This is a genomic window from Cupriavidus sp. CPT47-8839-RL05A, from assembly GCF_058792255.1.
The window spans coordinates 168,370-186,148 of record NZ_JBYTEG010000010.1 but is presented as its reverse complement, the minus strand read 5'-3'; the positions used below and the strand labels follow the sequence as shown (position 1 = coordinate 186,148).

The 17,779-nt window shown below is 68.8% G+C and carries 17 protein-coding genes; 12 read left to right on the top strand and 5 right to left on the bottom strand.

The window, feature by feature from the left end; all coding sequences use genetic code 11:
- Positions 1-108: 108 nt before the first annotated feature.
- From AC3WVS_RS14620 to AC3WVS_RS14600, 5 genes are read left to right on the top strand one after another with little or no spacing between them, the layout of a single operon-like run.
- Positions 109-2,259 (top strand): acetate--CoA ligase family protein, encoded by a 2,151-nt coding sequence (locus AC3WVS_RS14620; RefSeq protein ID WP_492319217.1) that lies wholly within the window; start codon positions 109-111, stop codon positions 2,257-2,259.
- 25 nt (positions 2,260-2,284) lie between these two features.
- Complete coding sequence (locus AC3WVS_RS14615) at positions 2,285-3,598, top strand: DUF1254 domain-containing protein (protein ID WP_492319216.1); 1,314 nt, start codon at positions 2,285-2,287, stop codon at positions 3,596-3,598.
- A gap of 11 nt (positions 3,599-3,609) precedes the next feature.
- Entirely contained in the window at positions 3,610-4,926 is a 1,317-nt protein-coding gene (locus AC3WVS_RS14610; protein WP_492319215.1) for a DUF1254 domain-containing protein, read from the top strand.
- Complete coding sequence (locus AC3WVS_RS14605) at positions 4,923-5,903, top strand: Bug family tripartite tricarboxylate transporter substrate binding protein (RefSeq protein WP_492319214.1); 981 nt, start codon at positions 4,923-4,925, stop codon at positions 5,901-5,903. The genes AC3WVS_RS14610 and AC3WVS_RS14605 overlap by 4 nt, the downstream gene beginning before the upstream one ends.
- Positions 5,904-5,962: 59 nt before the next feature.
- Entirely contained in the window at positions 5,963-6,976 is a 1,014-nt protein-coding gene (locus AC3WVS_RS14600) for a Bug family tripartite tricarboxylate transporter substrate binding protein (protein WP_492319213.1), read from the top strand.
- A gap of 16 nt (positions 6,977-6,992) precedes the next feature.
- Here the strand turns inward: AC3WVS_RS14600 and AC3WVS_RS14595 are convergent, their stop codons facing one another.
- The 3 genes from AC3WVS_RS14595 to AC3WVS_RS14585 form a co-directional block, all read right to left on the bottom strand.
- Positions 6,993-8,183 (bottom strand): M24 family metallopeptidase, encoded by a 1,191-nt coding sequence (locus AC3WVS_RS14595; protein WP_492319212.1) that lies wholly within the window; start codon positions 8,181-8,183, stop codon positions 6,993-6,995.
- An 11-nt stretch (positions 8,184-8,194) separates the two neighbouring features.
- Positions 8,195-9,163: a Bug family tripartite tricarboxylate transporter substrate binding protein gene (locus tag AC3WVS_RS14590; protein WP_492319211.1), complete on the bottom strand. Its 969-nt coding sequence runs from the start codon at positions 9,161-9,163 to the stop codon at positions 8,195-8,197.
- A 119-nt stretch (positions 9,164-9,282) separates the two neighbouring features.
- Positions 9,283-9,888 carry a TetR/AcrR family transcriptional regulator gene (locus AC3WVS_RS14585; protein ID WP_492319210.1) on the bottom strand — a complete coding sequence of 202 codons (606 nt, stop codon included), beginning with the start codon at positions 9,886-9,888 and terminating at the stop codon, positions 9,283-9,285.
- 117 nt (positions 9,889-10,005) lie between these two features.
- Here AC3WVS_RS14585 and AC3WVS_RS14580 point away from each other — a divergent pair, with 117 nt between their 5' ends.
- Complete coding sequence (locus tag AC3WVS_RS14580; RefSeq protein WP_492319209.1) at positions 10,006-10,497, top strand: flavodoxin family protein; 492 nt, start codon at positions 10,006-10,008, stop codon at positions 10,495-10,497.
- 46 nt (positions 10,498-10,543) lie between these two features.
- Here AC3WVS_RS14580 and AC3WVS_RS14575 read toward each other — a convergent pair whose 3' ends face one another.
- On the bottom strand, positions 10,544-10,753 hold the full coding sequence (locus AC3WVS_RS14575) for a hypothetical protein (protein ID WP_492319208.1): 210 nt from the start codon (positions 10,751-10,753) through the stop codon (positions 10,544-10,546).
- Positions 10,754-11,116: 363 nt separating this feature from the next.
- On the opposite strand from AC3WVS_RS14575, the gene flhC reads away from it, so the two are divergent.
- The 3 genes from flhC (at position 11,117) to AC3WVS_RS14560 (ending at position 13,632) form a co-directional block, all read left to right on the top strand.
- Positions 11,117-11,728 (top strand): flagellar transcriptional regulator FlhC, encoded by a 612-nt coding sequence (flhC, locus tag AC3WVS_RS14570; RefSeq protein WP_492319207.1) that lies wholly within the window; start codon positions 11,117-11,119, stop codon positions 11,726-11,728.
- Positions 11,729-11,858: 130 nt separating this feature from the next.
- Positions 11,859-12,236: a hypothetical protein gene (locus tag AC3WVS_RS14565; protein ID WP_492319206.1), complete on the top strand. Its 378-nt coding sequence runs from the start codon at positions 11,859-11,861 to the stop codon at positions 12,234-12,236.
- A gap of 517 nt (positions 12,237-12,753) precedes the next feature.
- On the top strand, positions 12,754-13,632 hold the full coding sequence (locus tag AC3WVS_RS14560; RefSeq protein ID WP_492319205.1) for a lipid A biosynthesis lauroyl acyltransferase: 879 nt from the start codon (positions 12,754-12,756) through the stop codon (positions 13,630-13,632).
- A gap of 7 nt (positions 13,633-13,639) precedes the next feature.
- Here AC3WVS_RS14560 and AC3WVS_RS14555 read toward each other — a convergent pair whose 3' ends face one another.
- Positions 13,640-14,476 (bottom strand): IclR family transcriptional regulator, encoded by an 837-nt coding sequence (locus AC3WVS_RS14555; protein ID WP_492319204.1) that lies wholly within the window; start codon positions 14,474-14,476, stop codon positions 13,640-13,642.
- Positions 14,477-14,585: 109 nt separating this feature from the next.
- Between AC3WVS_RS14555 and AC3WVS_RS14550 the strand changes: the two genes are divergently transcribed.
- From AC3WVS_RS14550 to AC3WVS_RS14540, 3 genes are read left to right on the top strand one after another with little or no spacing between them, the layout of a single operon-like run.
- Positions 14,586-15,356: an enoyl-CoA hydratase/isomerase family protein gene (locus AC3WVS_RS14550; RefSeq protein ID WP_492319203.1), complete on the top strand. Its 771-nt coding sequence runs from the start codon at positions 14,586-14,588 to the stop codon at positions 15,354-15,356.
- A 13-nt stretch (positions 15,357-15,369) separates the two neighbouring features.
- A complete protein-coding gene (locus AC3WVS_RS14545; protein WP_492319202.1) occupies positions 15,370-16,560 on the top strand; it encodes a CaiB/BaiF CoA transferase family protein in 1,191 nt (396 codons plus the stop codon).
- Between the two features lie 21 nt (positions 16,561-16,581).
- On the top strand, positions 16,582-17,748 hold the full coding sequence (locus AC3WVS_RS14540; RefSeq protein WP_492319201.1) for an acyl-CoA dehydrogenase family protein: 1,167 nt from the start codon (positions 16,582-16,584) through the stop codon (positions 17,746-17,748).
- Positions 17,749-17,779 lie beyond the last annotated feature (31 nt).

Genomic DNA, 17,779 nt, shown 5'->3' with positions numbered 1-17,779 from the left:
ACAACATTGACTCATCATAACATGTCATGACAACATGCTCGGACACACCAATGACAAGATTCGCTGCGCCGTCTTGGAAGTCATGGCGCACGCATACGGAGACAAGCGATGCCAGACCTCTGCGCCCTGTTGCAGCCGCGCACCATCGCCGTGATCGGCGCCTCCACCCAGCCCGACAAGGTGGGCGGCATGCCGGTGCGGCTGCTGAGCGAACTGGGCTACGCCGGCCGCATCATTCCCGTGCATGCCACGGCGCGTGAAGTACAGGGGCTGGCTGCGGTGCCCTCGCTGGATGCGCTGGACACACCGGCCGACCTCGCCATCGTGGCGCTGCCGGTCAGTGCCAGCCTGAACGCCATGCGCCAGCTGGCGCGCAACGGCACGCGCGCCGCGGTGTTCTTCACTTCGGGCTTTGCTGAAACCGGCGGCGACGGCATCGCCAAGCAGGCGGAGCTGGCGGCCCTGGCGCAAGCGCACGGCATCACGCTGCTGGGGCCCAACTGCCTGGGCGCGATGAACCTGCGCGAGCGCGTCTTTGCCACCTTCTCGCCGATGCCGCTGAGCGGGCTGCCGCCGCTGGGCGATGTCGGGCTGGTCAGCCAGAGCGGCGCCTTCGGCGCCTATGCCTTTGGGCTGGCGCGCGAGGCATCGCTGGGGCTGAGCCACTGGGTCACCACCGGCAACGAAGCCGGCCTGCACGTGGCCGACGTGATCGAATGGCTGGCGCACGACGACGCCACCCGCGTGATCCTGGCCTACCTGGAAGGCTGCCGCGACGGCACCCGCCTGCGCCGCGCGCTGGCGGCGGCGCGTGCCGCGGGCAAGCCGGTGGTGGTGACCAAGGTCGGCACCACCGAGGCCGGGGCCCGCTCCGCGCAATCGCACACGGCCAGCCTGGCCGGCGAGGACGCCGTCTACCAGGCGGTCTTCGACGAGTACGGCGTATTCCGCGCCCATACGCTGGATGACTTCTTCCGGCTGGGCTACGTGCTCTCGCGCGGGCGCCGGCCGACGCGCTGGCAGCCCTCGGCGAAAGAGCCGGAAAGCGCCGTCACGCCGGTCGCATTGGTCACGGTTTCGGGCGGCGTCGGCATCATGATGGCCGACCAGGCCGAGGCGCTGGACCTGCCCCTGCCGCCCATGCCGGAAGCCGCGGCCACGGCGCTGCGCAGCGCCATCCCCTTTGCCAGCACGGCCAATCCCATCGATGTCACCGGGCAGATCGTGGCGCAGCCGGAAGTGCTGCTGGACGCGATTGCCGCCGCGGCGCAAAGCCCCGACTACGGCAGTGTCGTCGCCTTCCTGGCGGGCGGCGTTGGTGCGCCGCGCATCTGGCCTGGCCTGCAGGAAGCTGTCGAGACCCTGCACCGCAGCGGCACCGCGGCGCCGCTGCTGTTCAGCGGGCTGGTCGATGACGAAAAGCGCCGCTGGCTCGAAGCGCGCGGCGCGCTGGTCTTCCGCGAACCCGCCCACGCGGTGCAGGCCGTGGCCGTGCTGGCCCGCGCCGCCGCGCAGGCAGCGGCAGCACAAGCGAAGCCCGCCGTAGCTGCCGCGGCCCTGGCTGCGCCGGACCTCCCGCGCGACACCACGTCGCTGTCCGAGTTCGATGCCATGCAGTGGCTCAACGCCTGCGGCATCCCCACCGCACCCCACGGACTGGCGCGCGATGCCGACGAGGCCGTGCGCATCGCCGAAGGCATCGGCTACCCGGTTGCCGTCAAGCTGTGTTCGCCCGACATCCTGCACAAGAGCGACGTAGGCGGCGTGGTGCTGAACGTGGCCGATGCGCAGGCGGTGCGTGCGGCGTTTGCGCAGGTGCAGGCCGCCGCTACCAACCACGGCAGCCCGGCGCGCTTCGACGGCGCGCTGGTCGCCGGCATGGTGCGCGGCTGGGGCGAACTGATGGTGGGCGTGCGGCGTGACCCGGTCTTCGGGCTGGTAGCGCTGGCCGGCATCGGCGGCACGGCAGTTGAGATCTTCCGGCAGACCGCGTTCGGCCTGGCCCCGCTGACCCATGCCCGCGCCTGCACCATGCTGCGCGCAAGCCGTGCCGAAGCGCTGCTGTGCGGCCATCGCGGCCATCCCGCAGTCGACGCCGATGCCGTGGCCGAAGTGCTGGTGCGCGTGTCGCAGGCCGCCGCCGCACTCGGGCCGCGGCTGGACACGCTGGAGATCAATCCGCTGATCGTCACCGCCCAGGGCGTGGTCGCGGCCGATGCCGTGGTCACGCTGCATGCCGGGGACGGCATCAACGAGTAAAGCAAAACCCGACGGAGACAACGCCATGAACCAACCCGCTGCGCCCTTCCTTGCCGGCGCACCCATCGACACGCCCCAGGAAGCCCTCACCGCCGCGGCGGCGTTGCCGCTGGTGCTCGCCACCTATCCGCTGTTTGAAAGCCTGCGCACCTGCCGGCTGCAGACCTCAGTAGCGCAGGCCACGGGCTACGGCCGTGCCCCCGTCAACGTGCTGTCGGCCAGCACCCACCAGTGGACGCACAAGGACCGCGACATCGTCACCCCGGCCAATGACCTGCTCTACTTCTGCGCCTGGGCCAACCTGGCCGACGGCCCGGTCACGCTGCACGTGCCGGCGCTGCCGGATGCCAGCCGCTATTACGTGGTGGAGTTGCTGGACGCCTGGACCAACAACTTCGAGAACCTGGGCCCGCGCAACGTGCCCGCGGCCGGCGCCGACATCGTGCTGGCCGGCCCCGGGCAGCACGCCGAAGGCGACCGCGTGGTGCGCTGCCCCACCTCACTGGTCTGGCTGCTGGGCCGCGTGCTGGTGACCGGTGCCGACGACCTGCCGGCGGCGAGCGCCTTCGAGAACGGTTTCCGCCTGTCCGGCGGCACCAGGATGCAGCCCGCCTGCGTGCGCGACTGGCAGGAGGGCGGCGAGCCCGCGCTGGACTTCTTCGCCAACATCTTCAACGCCCTGCGCGAGTATCCCGCCGAGCCTTCCGCCGCCGGCCTGCTGTCGCTGCTGCGCAAATGCGGCATCCGCGCCGGCGACGCCGTCGATGTGGGTGCGCTGCGGCCTGCGGTGCAACAGGGCCTGGTCCGCGCCTGGCACGAAGGCATGGCCCTGATCGAAGCCAACACCCGCAGCCATGCGCGCAAGAGCTGGACCTACAGCCTGCTGCTGGGCCGCTATGGCGACGACTGGATGCAGCGCGCGGTCACCGCGATGAAGGGCCTGGGCGCACTGCGCGCCGACGAGGCCGTCTATGCCGCTGCCGACTACGACGCCGATGGCGAACCGCTGCACGGCCGCCACACCTACGCCCTGCACTTTCCCGCGGGACACCTGCCGCCGGCGCAGGCGTTCTGGTCGGTCTCGCTCTACGGCGCCGACCGCTTCTTCACCGACAACGCCATCGGGCGCTATGCGCTGGGCGACCGCAGCCCCGGTCTGCAATACGATGCCGACGGTGGCCTCACGCTGACCATCTCGCACCAGCGCCCCACGCGGGCGCAGGACAACTGGCTGCCGGCACCGGACGGCCCGTTCTACCTGATCCTGCGGCTCTACCACCCGACCGATGGCTTCATGGCCGGCGGCTACGTGATCCCGCCCTTGCGGCGCGTTGCCTGATGGAGCGCGCCATGGAACACCACGACAACCTGCTCGGCACGCTGGCGTGCGACGCGGTGCGCTACACGCTGCCGCTGTACGAGATGGCGCGCATGCGCGCCGCCACCTGCCCGCGGCGCGATGGCGCCGGGGTCTTCGCCGGCGACGGGCCCGATTCCACGCAGCGCTGGATCAACACCGTCACGCACGTGCGCGCGCTGCTCGGCCCGCAGCACCGGCAGGTCGTCACGCCGAACAACGACACGCTCTACACCAATGCGTGGCTCGACCTGTCCGGCGGCCCGCTGCTGCTCGACGTGCCCGACTGCCACGGCCGCTACTACGTGCTAGGCCTGCTCGACGCCTATACCAACCCGTTCGGCTATATCGGCACCCGCACCACCGGCACGCAAGGCGGCACCTGGCTGCTGCATGGGCCAGCCTGGCGGGGCGAGGTGCCAGCCGGCGCAACGCCGCTGCCCTGCCCCACCAACGCGGCCTGGATCATCGGCCGCATCCTGGCCGATGGCGAAGCCGATTTGCCGGGTGCACATGCCCTGCAGGACGGCATCCGCCTGCGCCGGCCAGACGGCACCAGCGCAGCAACCGTATTCGATGCGGGCATGCAAGCCGCCGAGCGGCCGGCCGATCCCGACCGCTACGCCGCCGTCGTCACCCGCATGCTGCGCGAGAACCCGCCACCCGCCGCCGAAGCGGAACTGGTCCGCAGCTTTGCCCGGGCCGGCATCGGCAGCAATGCGCCGCTGACCGAAGAGCAGCGCGCGGCACTGGCCACCGCGCTGACGCAGGTCGACGCGGAACTGGCCGCGCCCAGGGCCTCCGCGCTGGGCGGCGGCTGGTTCCTGCCGGTGGAAATCCGCACCTCGTTCGGCACCCACTACGCCCTGCGCGCCGAAGTGGCGCGCAACTACATCGGTGCGCTGGGCGTTGAGGAAGCCATGTACCTGATGGCCGATTGCGATGGCGACGGCTTGCCGCTGGACGGCAGGCGCCAGTATGAACTGGTGTTTCCCCGGCAAGGACTACCCCAGGTGGGCGCATTCTGGTCGCTGACCATGTACCGTAAATCGGACTGCATGCTGGTCGAGAACTCCCTGCAGCGCTACTCGCTGGGCGACCGCTCGCCGGCCCTGCGCCCGGCGCCCGATGGCAGCCTGCGCATCGTGCTGGGCGCGCAGCCACCTACGGAGAACGCCCTCGCCGGCAACTGGCTGCCGGCCCCCGCTGAGCCGTTCTATGTAGCGTTGCGCCTCTACGTGCCCGGCGCCACGCACCTGGAACGCAGCTTCAGCTATCCACCCATCCGCCGCATGAAGGAAGCATCATGAATCGGACCTCAATCTTCGCCCGGGCCGTGCTGACGGCCGGCCTGGCGATGCTGTGCCTGGCCAGCCCGGCGCAGGCGCAAGCCTATCCGTCGCGGCCGGTCAAGCTGGTGTCGCCATATGGCGCCGGCGGCTCCAATGACATCTCTGCCCGCATCCTTGCCGAGGCACTTGGCCACAAGCTGGGCCAGCAGGTGGTGGTGGAGAACAAGCCTGGCGCCGGCACGCGGCTGGCCACCGAGCAGGTGGCCCATGCCGCGCCGGACGGCTACACCCTGCTGTGGGCCGCCGCGCCCTTCGCCATCAATACCGCGGCAGGTATCGCCCAGCGCTACGACGTCCACAAGGACTTCGTGCCGGTGGGGCCGCGCGTGCTGGGCCCGGTCTTCCTGATCGTCAATGCCAGCTCGCCGGCTCGCACCGTTGCCGACTTCGTGCGCATGGCCCGGGACAAGCCGGATGGCGTGACGCTGGCCTCCCCGGGCGCAGGCTCCGGCCCGCACCTGACCGCCGAGCTATTCGGGCAGGTCGGCAAGTTCAAGCTGCTGAATGTCCATTACCGCGGCGACGCCACCGCCTATACCGAACTGCTGGCCGGCCGCGCGGACGCCACCCTGACCGCCATCACCTCGGCGCTGCCCTTTATCAAGGCCGGCAAGCTGCGCGTGCTGGCAGTGGCCTCGGAGCAGCGTTCGCCGGTCTATCCGGATGCGCCCACCTTTGCCGAGCAGGGTTACCCGGGCATGGTCGGCTACGGCTGGTTCGGCCTGGTCGCGCCGGCCGGCACGCCGCCCGCCGTCTCCGAGCGCCTGAACCGCGAGGCATCGGCCGTGCTGGCCGATGCCGAGATCCGCAAGAAGCTGCTGGGGCTGGGGCTCGAGCCGCAGCCGGAGCCGGGCAGCGCGTTTTCCGCCTTCATCGACCAGGAGATCGGAAAATGGGGCAAGCTGATCAAGGCGCGCGGCATCAGGCTGGAGTGAGACCTTCCCTTCGACGTAGAGCAATACGTGACCATTCATCCCAAGGAGACAACGCCGTCATGATGACCGCTGCCCCCCTGCTGCGCGGCCCGCTGCTGCAAGCCGCCCTGCCCCTGCTCACCGTGCTGGCCCTGGCCGCCGCGCCCGCCCCGGCCGGCGCACAGGGCGCCTACCCGGCCAAGCCCATCCACCTGATCGTCGCCTACCCGCCGGGCGGGCTGACCGACACGCTGGCGCGCGCCATCGGCGATGGCCTGTCGCGCCAGCTCGGCAAGACGGTGGTGGTGGAGAACAAGGGCGGTGCCGGCGGCATCATCGGCACCGACTACGTCGCCAAGTCGGCGCCTGACGGCTATACGCTGCTGATGACCATTCCCGGCCCGATCACGTCCAACCTGGCGCTGTACAAGAAGCTGCCCTACGATCCGCGCACTGAGCTGCGCCCGATCTCCGACATCGCCACCGCGCGCACCGTGCTGGCGGTCAACAGCAGCGTGCCGGCCAGGACCGTTGCCGAACTGCTGGCCTATGCCAAGGCATCGCCGGGCAAGCTGCGCATGGGGTCGTGGGGCGCGGGCACGCAGCCGCATACGATCCAGACCTACCTCGCCAGGCAGTACCAGGCTGACATGCTGCATGTGCCCTACCGCGGCGAAGGGCCGATGGTGACCGACCTGCTCGCCGGCCAGGTCAACGTGACGGTGGGCTCCGTGACCGCGCTCAAGCAACACTTCGCCACCGGCAAGCTGCGACCCCTCGCGGTCACCGGCACGCGCCGCGCACAGGGCCTGCCAGACGTGCCGACCTTCGCCGAGGCCGGCTACGCCGACGAACCGTTCCGGCTGACCGGCCCGATCACGCTGATGGCGCCCGCGAAGACACCGCAGGACATCATCGACCGCCTGGGCCGCGAGACCGCCAGCCTGGTCGCCAGCGCCGACATGCAGCGGCGCATCGTGGACATGGGCGCGGAACCGCTCGGCAATACGCCGGCACAGGCGGAGGCGGCGTACAAGGCGTACCTGCCGGTGGTGCTCAAGCTGACGGCGGATACGGGGGTGACGCTCGACTGAGCTACGCGGCAGGCGCCTAGTCCACGGTGGCGTATTCCAGCGTCTTCGGCGTCTTGATGATGACTTCCGGCTGGTCGCCAACCACCACGGTATCGTCCAGCCGGAAGCCGCCCAGGCCGTAGACATAGAGGCCCGGCTCCGCCGAATACACCTCTCCCGCAAGCAGCGGGCGGGTATTGAATGCCATGTCCTCCGGGTATTCGTGCAGCATCAGCCCGACCGCGTGGCCGGTGCGATGGAACACGTAGTCCCCGCAGCCGGCCTGCTCGATCACAGCCTGCGCGGCCGCATCCATGTCGCAGACGCGCTTGCCCACCACCGCCGCGGCAACGGCGGCGTCGGTGGCCTTTGCCGCAACCTGGTAGAGCCGCGCCTGCTCGTCGCCGGGCCGGCCGCAAAACCAGGTGCGCTCGTTCTCGACATAAAGCCCGTTCAGGCGCGGCAGCACCAGGTTGACGATGGTGTCGCCGGCGGAAATCCGTGCGCCGCATCCGGCGCCATCGCCATGCGGCGATGCCGAAGCGGGCCCGGTCAGCGTCCAGCATTTGAGGATGTCGAAGTCCTCCCCCGGAAAGCGCCGCGCCGCCTCCTCCGACATCAGCGCCGCCATGGCGTGGTCAAGCTCCTGCACCAGCCGCCCTGGCCGGAAGTTCTCGCGGTAGCGATCCTGCACCCAGTCCGTCAGCGCACCTAGCTCGCGCATGACCTGCAGCTCCTCCGCATGCTTGACCCAGCGCAGGCTGCGCATCTCCGCCATGGCGGGCCGCAGCGTGAGTTCAGGCAGGTAGCGCTGCGCACCGGCCAGGATCGGATGCTGGACGTCGACCGCAATCCGCGACATGCCGAGCCCCCTGGCACCCAGCAGCGCAGCAACCACTTCCGGCAGCTGCGCCGGCAGCGGCAGGCGGTTCGAGACACGGGGATGCTCGGCGTAGTAGGTGACATCGGCAAGCCAGACCGTGCCCTTCTCCGTCGCAAAGCGCATATGGTTGGTCGACAGCTCGTTCATGACCGCGAAGGTGTCGCCATTGCGCGGCACCACCACGAACACCGGGCGCTCCCACGGCCAGACATCGAGCTGGAAATTGGTGGCGTACTGGAAGAAGTCAGGCGTGCCGAACACCAGCGCGTCGACGCGCAGCTTGTCCATCAGCCTGTGCATCGCCGCCAGGCGATAATCGTGCACGGCCTTGGTGAGATGTGCCATGGCAGCGGTCCTCAGAGAGAAATGGCAAGGTTGCGGATGATCGGGCCCCAGGTATCGGCGTCGCGCTTCATGTAGCGCTCCACCTCGGTCGGCGGCCCCTTGATTGCATCCAGGAACTGGAAGGCAAGCTTCCCCTGGAATTGCGGGTCGTCCAGGATCTGGTTGATGTCGGCATTGACCTTGCGGATGACGCCTGCGGGCGTGCCTGCGCGGGCCACGATCGCGTACCACCCGGGTACCTGCACGTCATAGCCAAGCTCCTTGAAGGTGGGCACCGCGGGCAAGGCTGGCTGCCGCTTGTCGCCGGTGACCGCCAGCGGTATCAGCTTCTTGCCGGCGATGTAAGGCTGCACGCCCGCGAGCACATTCATCATCACCGGGGTCTGCCCGTTCATCAGGCTGGTCGAGCCGCCGCTGCCATTGAACGGCACGTGCTGCAGCCGGACTCCGGTGCGTTGCGCGACCAGTTCCATCGCCAGGTGGGTGGAGTTGCCGATGCCGCCCGACGCGAAGCTGATCTCGCCGGGGCGAGCCTTGGCCATCCGCACGAAATCCGGGAACGTATCGGCCTTGAGCGACGGCGCCGCGACAAAGACAAAGGGCGAGTTGGCGAGCATCGCCACGCCAGTCAGGTCCCGACCCGGGTTATAGGGCAGCTTCGGATACAGGAAGGGATTGAAGCTCAGGTTGGAAACGCCGGCGAAGAACAGCGTGTAGCCATCGGCGGGCTGCCCGATCACATAGCTGATCGCCAGCGTCCCGTTGGCCCCGGGCTTGTTCTCCACCACCACCGGCTGGTTCCAGGCACGACTGAGCTTTTCCGCAAGCGCGCGCGCCAGCACATCATTGCCGGTGCCGCCGGCCTGCGGCACCACCAGCCGCACTGGCTTCGAAGGGAAGGTTTGCGCCTGCCCGATCCCTGGCAGCGCCATCGCCACCGCAGTCCCGGCCACCCAGGCCAGTAGTTGTCGCCGATCCATATTGCACCCTGTTGGTTTGCCACGATTCGCCTCGTCCGCAAGGCGTGGGATGCAATGTACCATGTGGTACACGAATGGAAAAAATCGGGGTTTACGCGGATTTCCGGGGAAAAAAGCCGTTACTTGCCGGTTTGGGGAAGCGCCGCCATCCTGGCGGCGAAGTACTTCAGCGCGGCCGTCGTGCCCTTGCGGTCACCCGTGGTGACCAGGTCCAGCAGCAGCCCGCGCATGGTGGCAAGTTCCACCCGCGCGCGCAGCCCGGCCTCGGCAGCGCCAAGACCGAGGTCGCGCTGCAGGCGTGCCGCCAGCGTGGTTGTCCAGCTGCCGACGACGTCCTCCAGAAAGCCGCTGAAGCGCTCGCGGTCGCGGATGGCCTTGCCGTAGATCTCGAACATCAGCTGCATGATCGGCAGGTAGCCTGGGGCGGAATAGCGCTCCCACGCCGCCTCCATCGCGGCTTCGGGAGCCATGCCTTCCACCATCATGCGCTCGCGGGCGGCCTGCTCGGCATGGCGGATGCGATGCAACAGTGCCTGCCAGAAGCCATCCCCGGAGCCGAAGTAGTAGATCAGCATGCGGTGGCTCGTGCCGAGCGCGTCCGCCACGCTGCGCAAAGACAGATCGCCCAAGCCATTGGCGAGAACATGATCGGTGGCGGCATCCAGCAACTGGATGGCCTGCTCGCTGGCGGAGCGGTCAAGGGCGGGGGCTTTGGCTTTCGGCATGAAGGGGTGGCACGTGCGCCGGGCGCGCAGGATGGCTGCCCCGGATTCTACGATAAGTGTCGTCGCCGGCCTGCGTGATACAGTCTTCAACGTACGGCACACAGCCCACACGCAAGCATGAAAACGCTGCTGATCGTCTATCACACCATGACCGGAGGCACCCGGCAGATGGCCGAGGCCGCCGCTGGCGCGGCCCGCCAGCAGCCCGGCGTCAAGGTCGTGCTCAAGACCGCTGCCGAGGCCGGCCCGTACGATGTCCTTGCCGCCGACGGCTATCTCTTCGCCACGCCGGAGAACCTGGCCGCCATGGCAGGGATGATGAAGGACTTCTTCGACCGCTGCTATTACGCCGCGCTGGACCGCATCAACGGCCGCCCCTACGCCACCATGATCTGCGCCGGCAGCGATGGCCAGAATGCGCTGCGCCAGATCGAGCGCATCGCCACTGGCTGGCGGCTCAACGCCGTGGCGCCGGGGCTGATCGTCTGTACGCATGCGCAGACACCGGAGCGCATCCTTGCGCCCAAGCAGATCGAAGCCGGGGACCTGGCGCGTTGCGGGGAGTTGGGTGAGGGGTTGGCAGCGGGATTGGGGCTTGGGGTGTTCTGATGGCACGCTAGGTGCCGTACCGCGCTATCGGGCGGGGCGGGCCCGTTCAGGCAGCCAGTGGTGTGATGCCGCTCGGGGTGTTATTGCCGCCCTCTTCCTCCTGCACGATCAGCGCGACGCCACGCCGCCTGGCCGCAGCCATGCCGATACTGACGGCGATTTCGCGATCCTCGCAGTGCACCAGGCCCTTGCGGGCACTTTCGACCGCCAGTTCCCAGCCTTGCGCCGTCTGCCTGATCAGGAAGTTCGCAGCCATGGATCGCTCCGTCGTTGGTCTTCTTGCAGCGTAGTCCATGGGCCTGCCAATGAAATCGGCGTCAGTCCGATAGCGTGCGGGCACTTCTCCTACACCAGGATAAGGACGGTCAAATCCAGGCGCCGTACCTGACACACAATAATCGCGGAAATATGATTGTTGATGCATGTCATGGTTATAACGCCCCGATCGATCCAAAAATCCTCCTCGACTACGAGAAACCTGAGCCCCGGACCCGAGAGAAACCGTGCCGCGCACGGTGACACGCCGGGTCATGATTATCGGTGACAGGCCCGGGCAAGCCGGATCAGCAACCGGCACTTTGCCCGCGCCCATTTCCGATATATCTCCAGGAGGAGACCAATGGATGTACACGATATCGCCGGCACGGCTGTGGCCGGCTCACCGGCCCCGGTTCCGCGCGCCAGGACCCCGCTTGGCGGCAAGAGCATGCTGCAGGATGTTGAGCAGATCCGCCTGGCGATCGAGATGATCGGCCTGGGCGCCCGCCTGCAGGTGCTGGAGTCCGAAGTGTCGCTGCCACGCGTGCGCCTGATCCGGCTGTACAAGGAACTGTGCGGCGTGTCGCCGCCCAAGGGCATGCTGCCGTTCTCCACGGACTGGTTTGTCTCCTGGCGCCCGAATGCCCATGCCTCGATGCTGCTTGGCGCCTACCGCTTCATGACCAGCCGCGGCATCCTGGACGGAATCCGCGCGGTCTTGTCCAGCTACCGCATGTACCGCGAACAGCTGTGCGCCACCGGCGAGGCCTCGCAGCTGAGCTTTACCCGCGCCTGGACGCTGGTGCGCTTCTATGAGCGCGGCATGCTGCGGCTGGCGCGCTGCAGGGACTGCCGGGGCGAGTATGTCGTGCAGGCCGACGATGCGCGCCACCGCTACGTCTGCGGACTGTGCCTGCCGCCGGCGCGCGCAGGCAAGGGCCGCAAACCCGCGCCGGCGGCGTTGGCCGGCTGACGCCGAGCAAGGCGTCCCAGTGTCTGCCGCCGCACAGTCCGGTGCACGGCAGGCTTCCATGATGAGTGCTTCTGCCATCCAGGCCGCCGGCGTTTCAGGCCGGCCCCGCTTGTACCAGGGAGCCTCGCCCATGTTCAGGATCACCATGCTAGGAAAAAAGACCGGCGCGGCCGCGCCCGACAACAATGACCACAACCCCGCCGAAACTCCCGCTCCGCCTGCGCCTGGCGAGCCGGGCAAGACGATGCCGGAACAGCTGGCGCAAAACCTCAAGACACAAGGCGATGCCATGATCCAGTACGGCGCGCGCCTGCTGGTGATGCGCGAGCTGCTGTGCTCGCTGACCACAGGCCTGCCGCCGGCGGCGCGCGCCAGCGCCGAGCAGCGCTTCCGCCAGCGCATCAACCAGTTGATGTCGCTGACCGACGACCATGTCCTGCCGGCGGAATTCCACCGCGCCCTGCTGGCCGAGGTCAATTACTACCTGGGCGAATTGAAAAAACCCTGAGCAATTCCTGCCCGATAATCCCGCCGGTCATTATTGGCAGGCGTGGCGATGCCGCCTGCGCGTATTATTCAGCGCCATTTTCCTTTCTCCGGATCGCTCCCGGTACAGTCGGAAATGCCCTGCCCCCGGCCCGAGCATTTCCGCTGAATCACCCAGGCGCTGCAATAATCTCCCCCTGTTTGCTACTGGTAGTAACCGTCATCGCCGGGCAGCGGCCATCGTGCTACAGTGCGCCCTTCAGAGAAAGCTTGAGCAGCGACGCATAGCGCACCCACGCCGCCCCTCAGCCCGCGCGCCGTGCCGGGGGCGCCGCCCTGGCGTCCCGCCTTGCTTTGTCAGCCCCCGACGCGCACACCGTGCCGCGCCAGGCGCCAGGCATATGCCGGGGGCCGGCCCTCGCTCTTCCCGTCGTTCGGGTGCATCCCGTTCGCCACCAGCCAGTGGCGCCGAATTATTGCCGCGCAGCCGCCTGCCCGGGGCCATTGCCCGAGCCGCCGCTGCCGACCCTAGGATCTTCATGAAACACCGGCTCCAGGCTGCGCTCACCATCGCAGTCTTCAAGCTCGTCGCCGCCCTGCCATACGGTGTCACCGCACGCCTGGGCGATGCGATCGGCAAGCTGCTGTATCGCATCCCCAGCCGCCGCCGGCGCATTGTCCATACCAACCTGTCCCTGTGCTTCCCGGACATGGATGCAGACACGCGCGACAAGCTGGCACGCAACCACTTCGGCCACGTCCTGCGCAGCTATCTGGAGCGCGGCGTGCAGTGGTTCGGCAGCGCCGAGCGCCTGGGCAAGCTGGTGGAACTGGACACCCGCATCGACCTGGCCTCGTGCGCGGAGCATCCGACCATCTTCATGGGCTTCCATTTCGTCGGCATCGAGGCCGGCTGCATGTTCTATTCGATGCGCCACCCGGTGGCCTCGCTGTACACCAGGATGTCCAGCCCGATGCTGGAAGAAATCTCGCGCACGCAGCGCGGGCGCTTTGGCGCCGAGATGATCCCGCGCAGCGGCAGCGGCAAGCAGGTGGTGCGCACGCTGCGCGCCGGCTGCCCGGTGATGCTGGCGTCGGACATGGATTTCGGCATCAACGATTCGGTGTTCGTGCCGTTCTTTGGCGTGCCGGCCTGCACGCTGACCTCGGCCTCGCGCCTGGCCAGCATGACCGGCGCGCGTGTGGTGCCCTTTACCACCGAGGTGCTGCCCGACTACCGCGGCTACCGGCTGCGCGTGTTCGATCCGCTGGAGGGCTTCCCCTCGGGCAGCGTCGAGGAAGATTCGCGCCGCATGAACGCCTTTCTCGAAGCCCAGATCGCCACCATGCCGGAGCAGTATTACTGGATCCACCGGCGCTTCAAGAACCGGCCCGCAGGCATGCCGTCGGTGTACTGAACCCGGATTATCCGGCGGCGCGGCGCCAGGCCTCCTGGATGTCCGCCACCAGCCGCGCCAGCTGGGCCGCATAGCGGGCATTGTCGCGGCTGCGCTCGCTCTCGTTGAACGGGAAGCTGATATTGAGCCCGTACAGCTGCTGGTCCGGCCCGGAAAATGCGGCCCCCACGGCCAGCAGGTGCCCGGGCTGGTAGGCCGCGGTGCAATAACCGTGCCGCTGCGCCTGCGCGATGCCGCGCAGCACCTGGGCCCGCATGTTGATCCAGGCCTCGCCCTGGCGCGCGGCAATGCCGGCCAGCAGGTCCTCCCTCACCCCCTCAGGCTGCGCCGCCAGCCATGACAGCCCGATCGCCGTCATCTCCATCGGCACGCGGGTTCCCGGCACCACGCGCCGCGTGCGCGACACGCTGTCGCGGCTGTGCCGGATCGACGCCAGGTACACCATCTCCAGCTGGTCGCCCACGGCCAGCCCCACGTTGACCTTGCCGGCCTCGGCTACCTTGCGCATCAGCGGCAATGCAATGTCCGGCGCGCGGCTTGACTGGTGGAAGGCATCGGCCAGGCTCAGCACCACCGGCGCCAGCCGGTAGGCGCGTTCGTTCACGTCATAGCGCAGGAAGCCGGCATCCACCAGCGAGCGCGTCAGCCGGCTGACGGTGGGGCGCGGCAGGCCGGTGCGCACCGCCAGCTCGGCATTGGTCAGGCTGGTGGTGCCAACACGGAAGGCCCGCAGCAGCACCAGCCCGCGCTCCAGCGACTGGCTGCCCGCGGTGTCGCGGGTAAAGCGGCCGGTCTGGTGCGTGACGCGGCGGGTGGAGGGCTCTGGCAGCACGGCGTCCGGCATCGCCACTAATTTCAGTTAGTGAAATTAGAGTATAGCGGTACGGCCGCGCGGCGCGAATACTGTGTCCATCCCGGCCCCCGAGCCGATCCACCACAGAGGAACGCCCCGCATGTCAGCCGACGCCAATATCCAGGTGACCCATGAAGGCCACGTCGCCCGCATCGTCCTGTCCCGCCCGCCGCACAATTTTGTCGATGCCGACATCATGCGGCGCCTGGCCGACACCCTGCAGGCGCTGGACGACGACGAGAACTGCCGCGCCATCGTGCTGGCGTCCGGCGTCAGCGCTTTCTGCGCCGGGGCTGACTTCAGCGGCGCCGACCAGGGCGCGGTTGCCAACGACCCGGGCGGCTTCTACGCGCATGCGATGAGGCTCTACCGCAGCCGCAAGCCGATCGTGGCCGCGGTGGAAGGCGCCGCCATCGGCGCCGGCATGGGGCTGGCGCTGGTGGCGGACTTCCGCGTGACCTGCGCCGAGGCGCGCTTCAGCGCCAACTTCAACCGGCTGGGATTCCACCCCGGTTTCGGCATGAGCCTGACGCTGCCGCGGCTGGTGGGCGAGCAGCAGGCCGCGCTGCTGTTCTACACCGGCCGGCGCATCACCGGCACCGACGCGGTCGAGATTGGCCTGGCCGATGAACTGGTGGAAAAGGCGCAGGTCAATGCCCGCGCCATGGCCCTGGCGCAAGAGATCGCCGCCTCCGCCCCGCTGGCCGTGGAATCCACGCGCGCCACGCTGCGCGAAGGGCTGGCCGACCGCATCGCCGAGATCAACCAGCGCGAACTGGCAATCCAGCACGGACAGTTCCGCAGCGAAGACTTCCGCGAGGGCGTCGCCGCCATGGCCGCGCGCCGCGCCCCTGTTTTCAAGCGCCGTTGAAGGAGTGGCCCCGATGAGCGAACAAGACACCCGCGCCACGCCGGCCGGCCCGCTGGACGGCATCCGCGTGCTGGACCTCACCGCGGTCGTGCTCGGGCCGCTGGCCACGCAGGTGCTGGCCGACTTTGGCGCCGACGTGATCAAGATCGAAGGGCCCGAGGGCGACCTGATGCGCGCCAACGGCGTCTCGCAGCACGCCGGCATGAGCTCGATCTACCTGGCGCTGAACCGCAACAAGCGCTCGGTCGTGCTCGACCTGAAGACCCCCGAGGGCGCCGAGGCGCTGCGCGGGCTGATCGCCAGCGCCGACGTGCTGGTGCACAACATGCGCGTAGCCGCGATCGAGCGGCTGGGCTTCGGCTATGCCGAAGTGGCGCGCATCAACCCGCGCATCGTCTACTGCGTGGCCACCGGCTTCGGCCAGGACGGTCCGCACCGCGACAAGCCGGCCTTCGACGACATCATCCAGGCCGGCTGCGGGCTGGTCGCGCTGGGTTCCACCGCCGGCGATCGCCCGGAGTACGTGCCCAGCCTGATCGCCGACAAGACCACCGGGCTGGCACTGGCCAACGCCGTGCTGGCAGCCCTGCTGTACCGCGAGCGCCACGGCGTCGGCCAGTCGGTGGAGGTGCCGATGCTGGAGACCATGACCGCGTTCGTGATGGCCGAGCACCTGGGCGGCCTGACCTTCGAGCCCGCGCCCGCCGGTGCCGGCTACGCCCGTCTGCTGCAGGGCGGGCGCCGCCCCGCGCCGACCCGCGACGGCTGGATCTGCGCCCTGCCCTACACCGAGCGCCACTGGCAAGCCTTCTTCCGCGCGGTGGGCCGCGACGACCTGGCCGAGCGCTACGAGGTGGCCGACCGCGCGCAGCGCAACGCCAATATCCGCGCGCTGTACGGTCACCTGGCCGAGCTGACGCCGGCGCGCACCACCGATGAATGGATGGCGCTGTTCGAGTCGCTCGACATCCCCGCCACGCCGATCTACGGCCTGGACGCACTGGTCGACCACCCGCACCTGCGCGCCGTCGGCCTGTTCCAGGAAACCCAGCACCCCACCGAAGGCCCGCTGCGCGAAGTGCGCCCCGCCGCGCGCTTCTCGGCCACGCCGCTGTCGCTGCGCCGCCATGCGCCGGGACTGGGCGAACACACCGCCGAAGTCCTGCAGGAGCTGGGCCTCGCGCAAGGTGTCAGTCAACCATAACGAATCAGCAGGAGACAGGGCATGAACTTTGAACTGGACGAAGAACACCGGATGCTCAAGGACCTGGTCGCGCGCTTTGTGCGCGACCAGCTGATCCCGCTGGAACCCGCGGTGCTGGCGCGCGAAGCCGCCGGCGGGCAGATGACGCTGCTGCCGGAAGAGCACGCGCGGCTTGACGCGATGTCGCGCGAACTGGGCCTGTGGGGCCTGGATGCGCCCACAGAGATGGGCGGCGCCGACCTGCCCACGGTGGCCATGGTGGGCGTCAACGAAGAACTGGGCAAGACCATCACGCCCTACGAACTGCCGCCGGACTCGCCCAACCTGCGCATGCTGATGCTGAGCGCCAGCGAGGCCCAGCGCGAGCGCTACCTGGCCCCTTACGCGCGCGGCGAGACCGTGTCGGCCATCGCCATTTCCGAACCCGGCGCCGGCGGCGACCCCGCCATGATGACCACGCGCGCCGAACGCGACGGCGACCAATGGGTGCTGAACGGCCGCAAGATCTGGATCAGCCGCGCGGCACGCGCCGACTGGACCATCGTCATGGCCGTGACCGACAAGGCCAAGGGCGCGCGCGGCGGCATCTCGGCCTTTATCGTCGAGCGCGGCACGCCGGGCTTCCGGGTGGAGCGCCGCATCCCGATGATCGGCGGCGCATCGACTTACGAGGTGGTGCTGGAAGACTGCCGCATCCCCGCCTCGCAGCTGCTGGGCACCGAAGGCCAGGGCTTTGCGCCGATGCAGACGCGGCTGTCCACGCGCCGCGTGCAGATGGCCGCGTGGTGCATCGGCCGGGCGCAGCGCGCGCTGGACATGCTCTGCGAGTACGCGCCGCAGCGCCAGACCTTCGGCGCGCCGCTGGCGCAGCGCCAGGCGATCCAGTGGTGGGTGGCCGACGCCGCGACGCGCATCCACGCCTGCCGCCTGATGACCTACGAAGCCGCCAGCCGCATCGACGCCGGCGACGAGGCGCGCACGCAGGTATCGATGATCAAGGTATTCGCCACCGAGATGGCGTGGGACGTGATCGACCATGCCATGCAGACCTTCGGCGCGATGGGCATGACCAAGGAGCTGCCGCTGCAGCAGATGGCCAACGAGACCCGTCTGATGCGCATCTACGAAGGGCCCAGCGAGGTGCACCGCTGGGTGATTGCACGCGACCTGCTCGGCTTGCGCCGTTAAGCCCCCGTTTATCCCCGCTTATCCCCTTGCA

Coding starts and splice junctions, on each gene's coding strand:
- AC3WVS_RS14620 (WP_492319217.1), top strand. CDS start 109: ATGCCAGACCTCTGCGCCCTGTTGCAGCCGCGCACCATCGCCGTGATC.
- AC3WVS_RS14615 (WP_492319216.1), top strand. CDS start 2,285: ATGAACCAACCCGCTGCGCCCTTCCTTGCCGGCGCACCCATCGACACG.
- AC3WVS_RS14610 (WP_492319215.1), top strand. CDS start 3,610: ATGGAACACCACGACAACCTGCTCGGCACGCTGGCGTGCGACGCGGTG.
- AC3WVS_RS14605 (WP_492319214.1), top strand. CDS start 4,923: ATGAATCGGACCTCAATCTTCGCCCGGGCCGTGCTGACGGCCGGCCTG.
- AC3WVS_RS14600 (WP_492319213.1), top strand. CDS start 5,963: ATGATGACCGCTGCCCCCCTGCTGCGCGGCCCGCTGCTGCAAGCCGCC.
- AC3WVS_RS14595 (WP_492319212.1), bottom strand. CDS start 8,183: ATGGCACATCTCACCAAGGCCGTGCACGATTATCGCCTGGCGGCGATG.
- AC3WVS_RS14590 (WP_492319211.1), bottom strand. CDS start 9,163: ATGGATCGGCGACAACTACTGGCCTGGGTGGCCGGGACTGCGGTGGCG.
- AC3WVS_RS14585 (WP_492319210.1), bottom strand. CDS start 9,888: ATGCCGAAAGCCAAAGCCCCCGCCCTTGACCGCTCCGCCAGCGAGCAG.
- AC3WVS_RS14580 (WP_492319209.1), top strand. CDS start 10,006: ATGAAAACGCTGCTGATCGTCTATCACACCATGACCGGAGGCACCCGG.
- AC3WVS_RS14575 (WP_492319208.1), bottom strand. CDS start 10,753: ATGGCTGCGAACTTCCTGATCAGGCAGACGGCGCAAGGCTGGGAACTG.
- flhC (WP_492319207.1), top strand. CDS start 11,117: ATGGATGTACACGATATCGCCGGCACGGCTGTGGCCGGCTCACCGGCC.
- AC3WVS_RS14565 (WP_492319206.1), top strand. CDS start 11,859: ATGTTCAGGATCACCATGCTAGGAAAAAAGACCGGCGCGGCCGCGCCC.
- AC3WVS_RS14560 (WP_492319205.1), top strand. CDS start 12,754: ATGAAACACCGGCTCCAGGCTGCGCTCACCATCGCAGTCTTCAAGCTC.
- AC3WVS_RS14555 (WP_492319204.1), bottom strand. CDS start 14,476: ATGCCGGACGCCGTGCTGCCAGAGCCCTCCACCCGCCGCGTCACGCAC.
- AC3WVS_RS14550 (WP_492319203.1), top strand. CDS start 14,586: ATGTCAGCCGACGCCAATATCCAGGTGACCCATGAAGGCCACGTCGCC.
- AC3WVS_RS14545 (WP_492319202.1), top strand. CDS start 15,370: ATGAGCGAACAAGACACCCGCGCCACGCCGGCCGGCCCGCTGGACGGC.
- AC3WVS_RS14540 (WP_492319201.1), top strand. CDS start 16,582: ATGAACTTTGAACTGGACGAAGAACACCGGATGCTCAAGGACCTGGTC.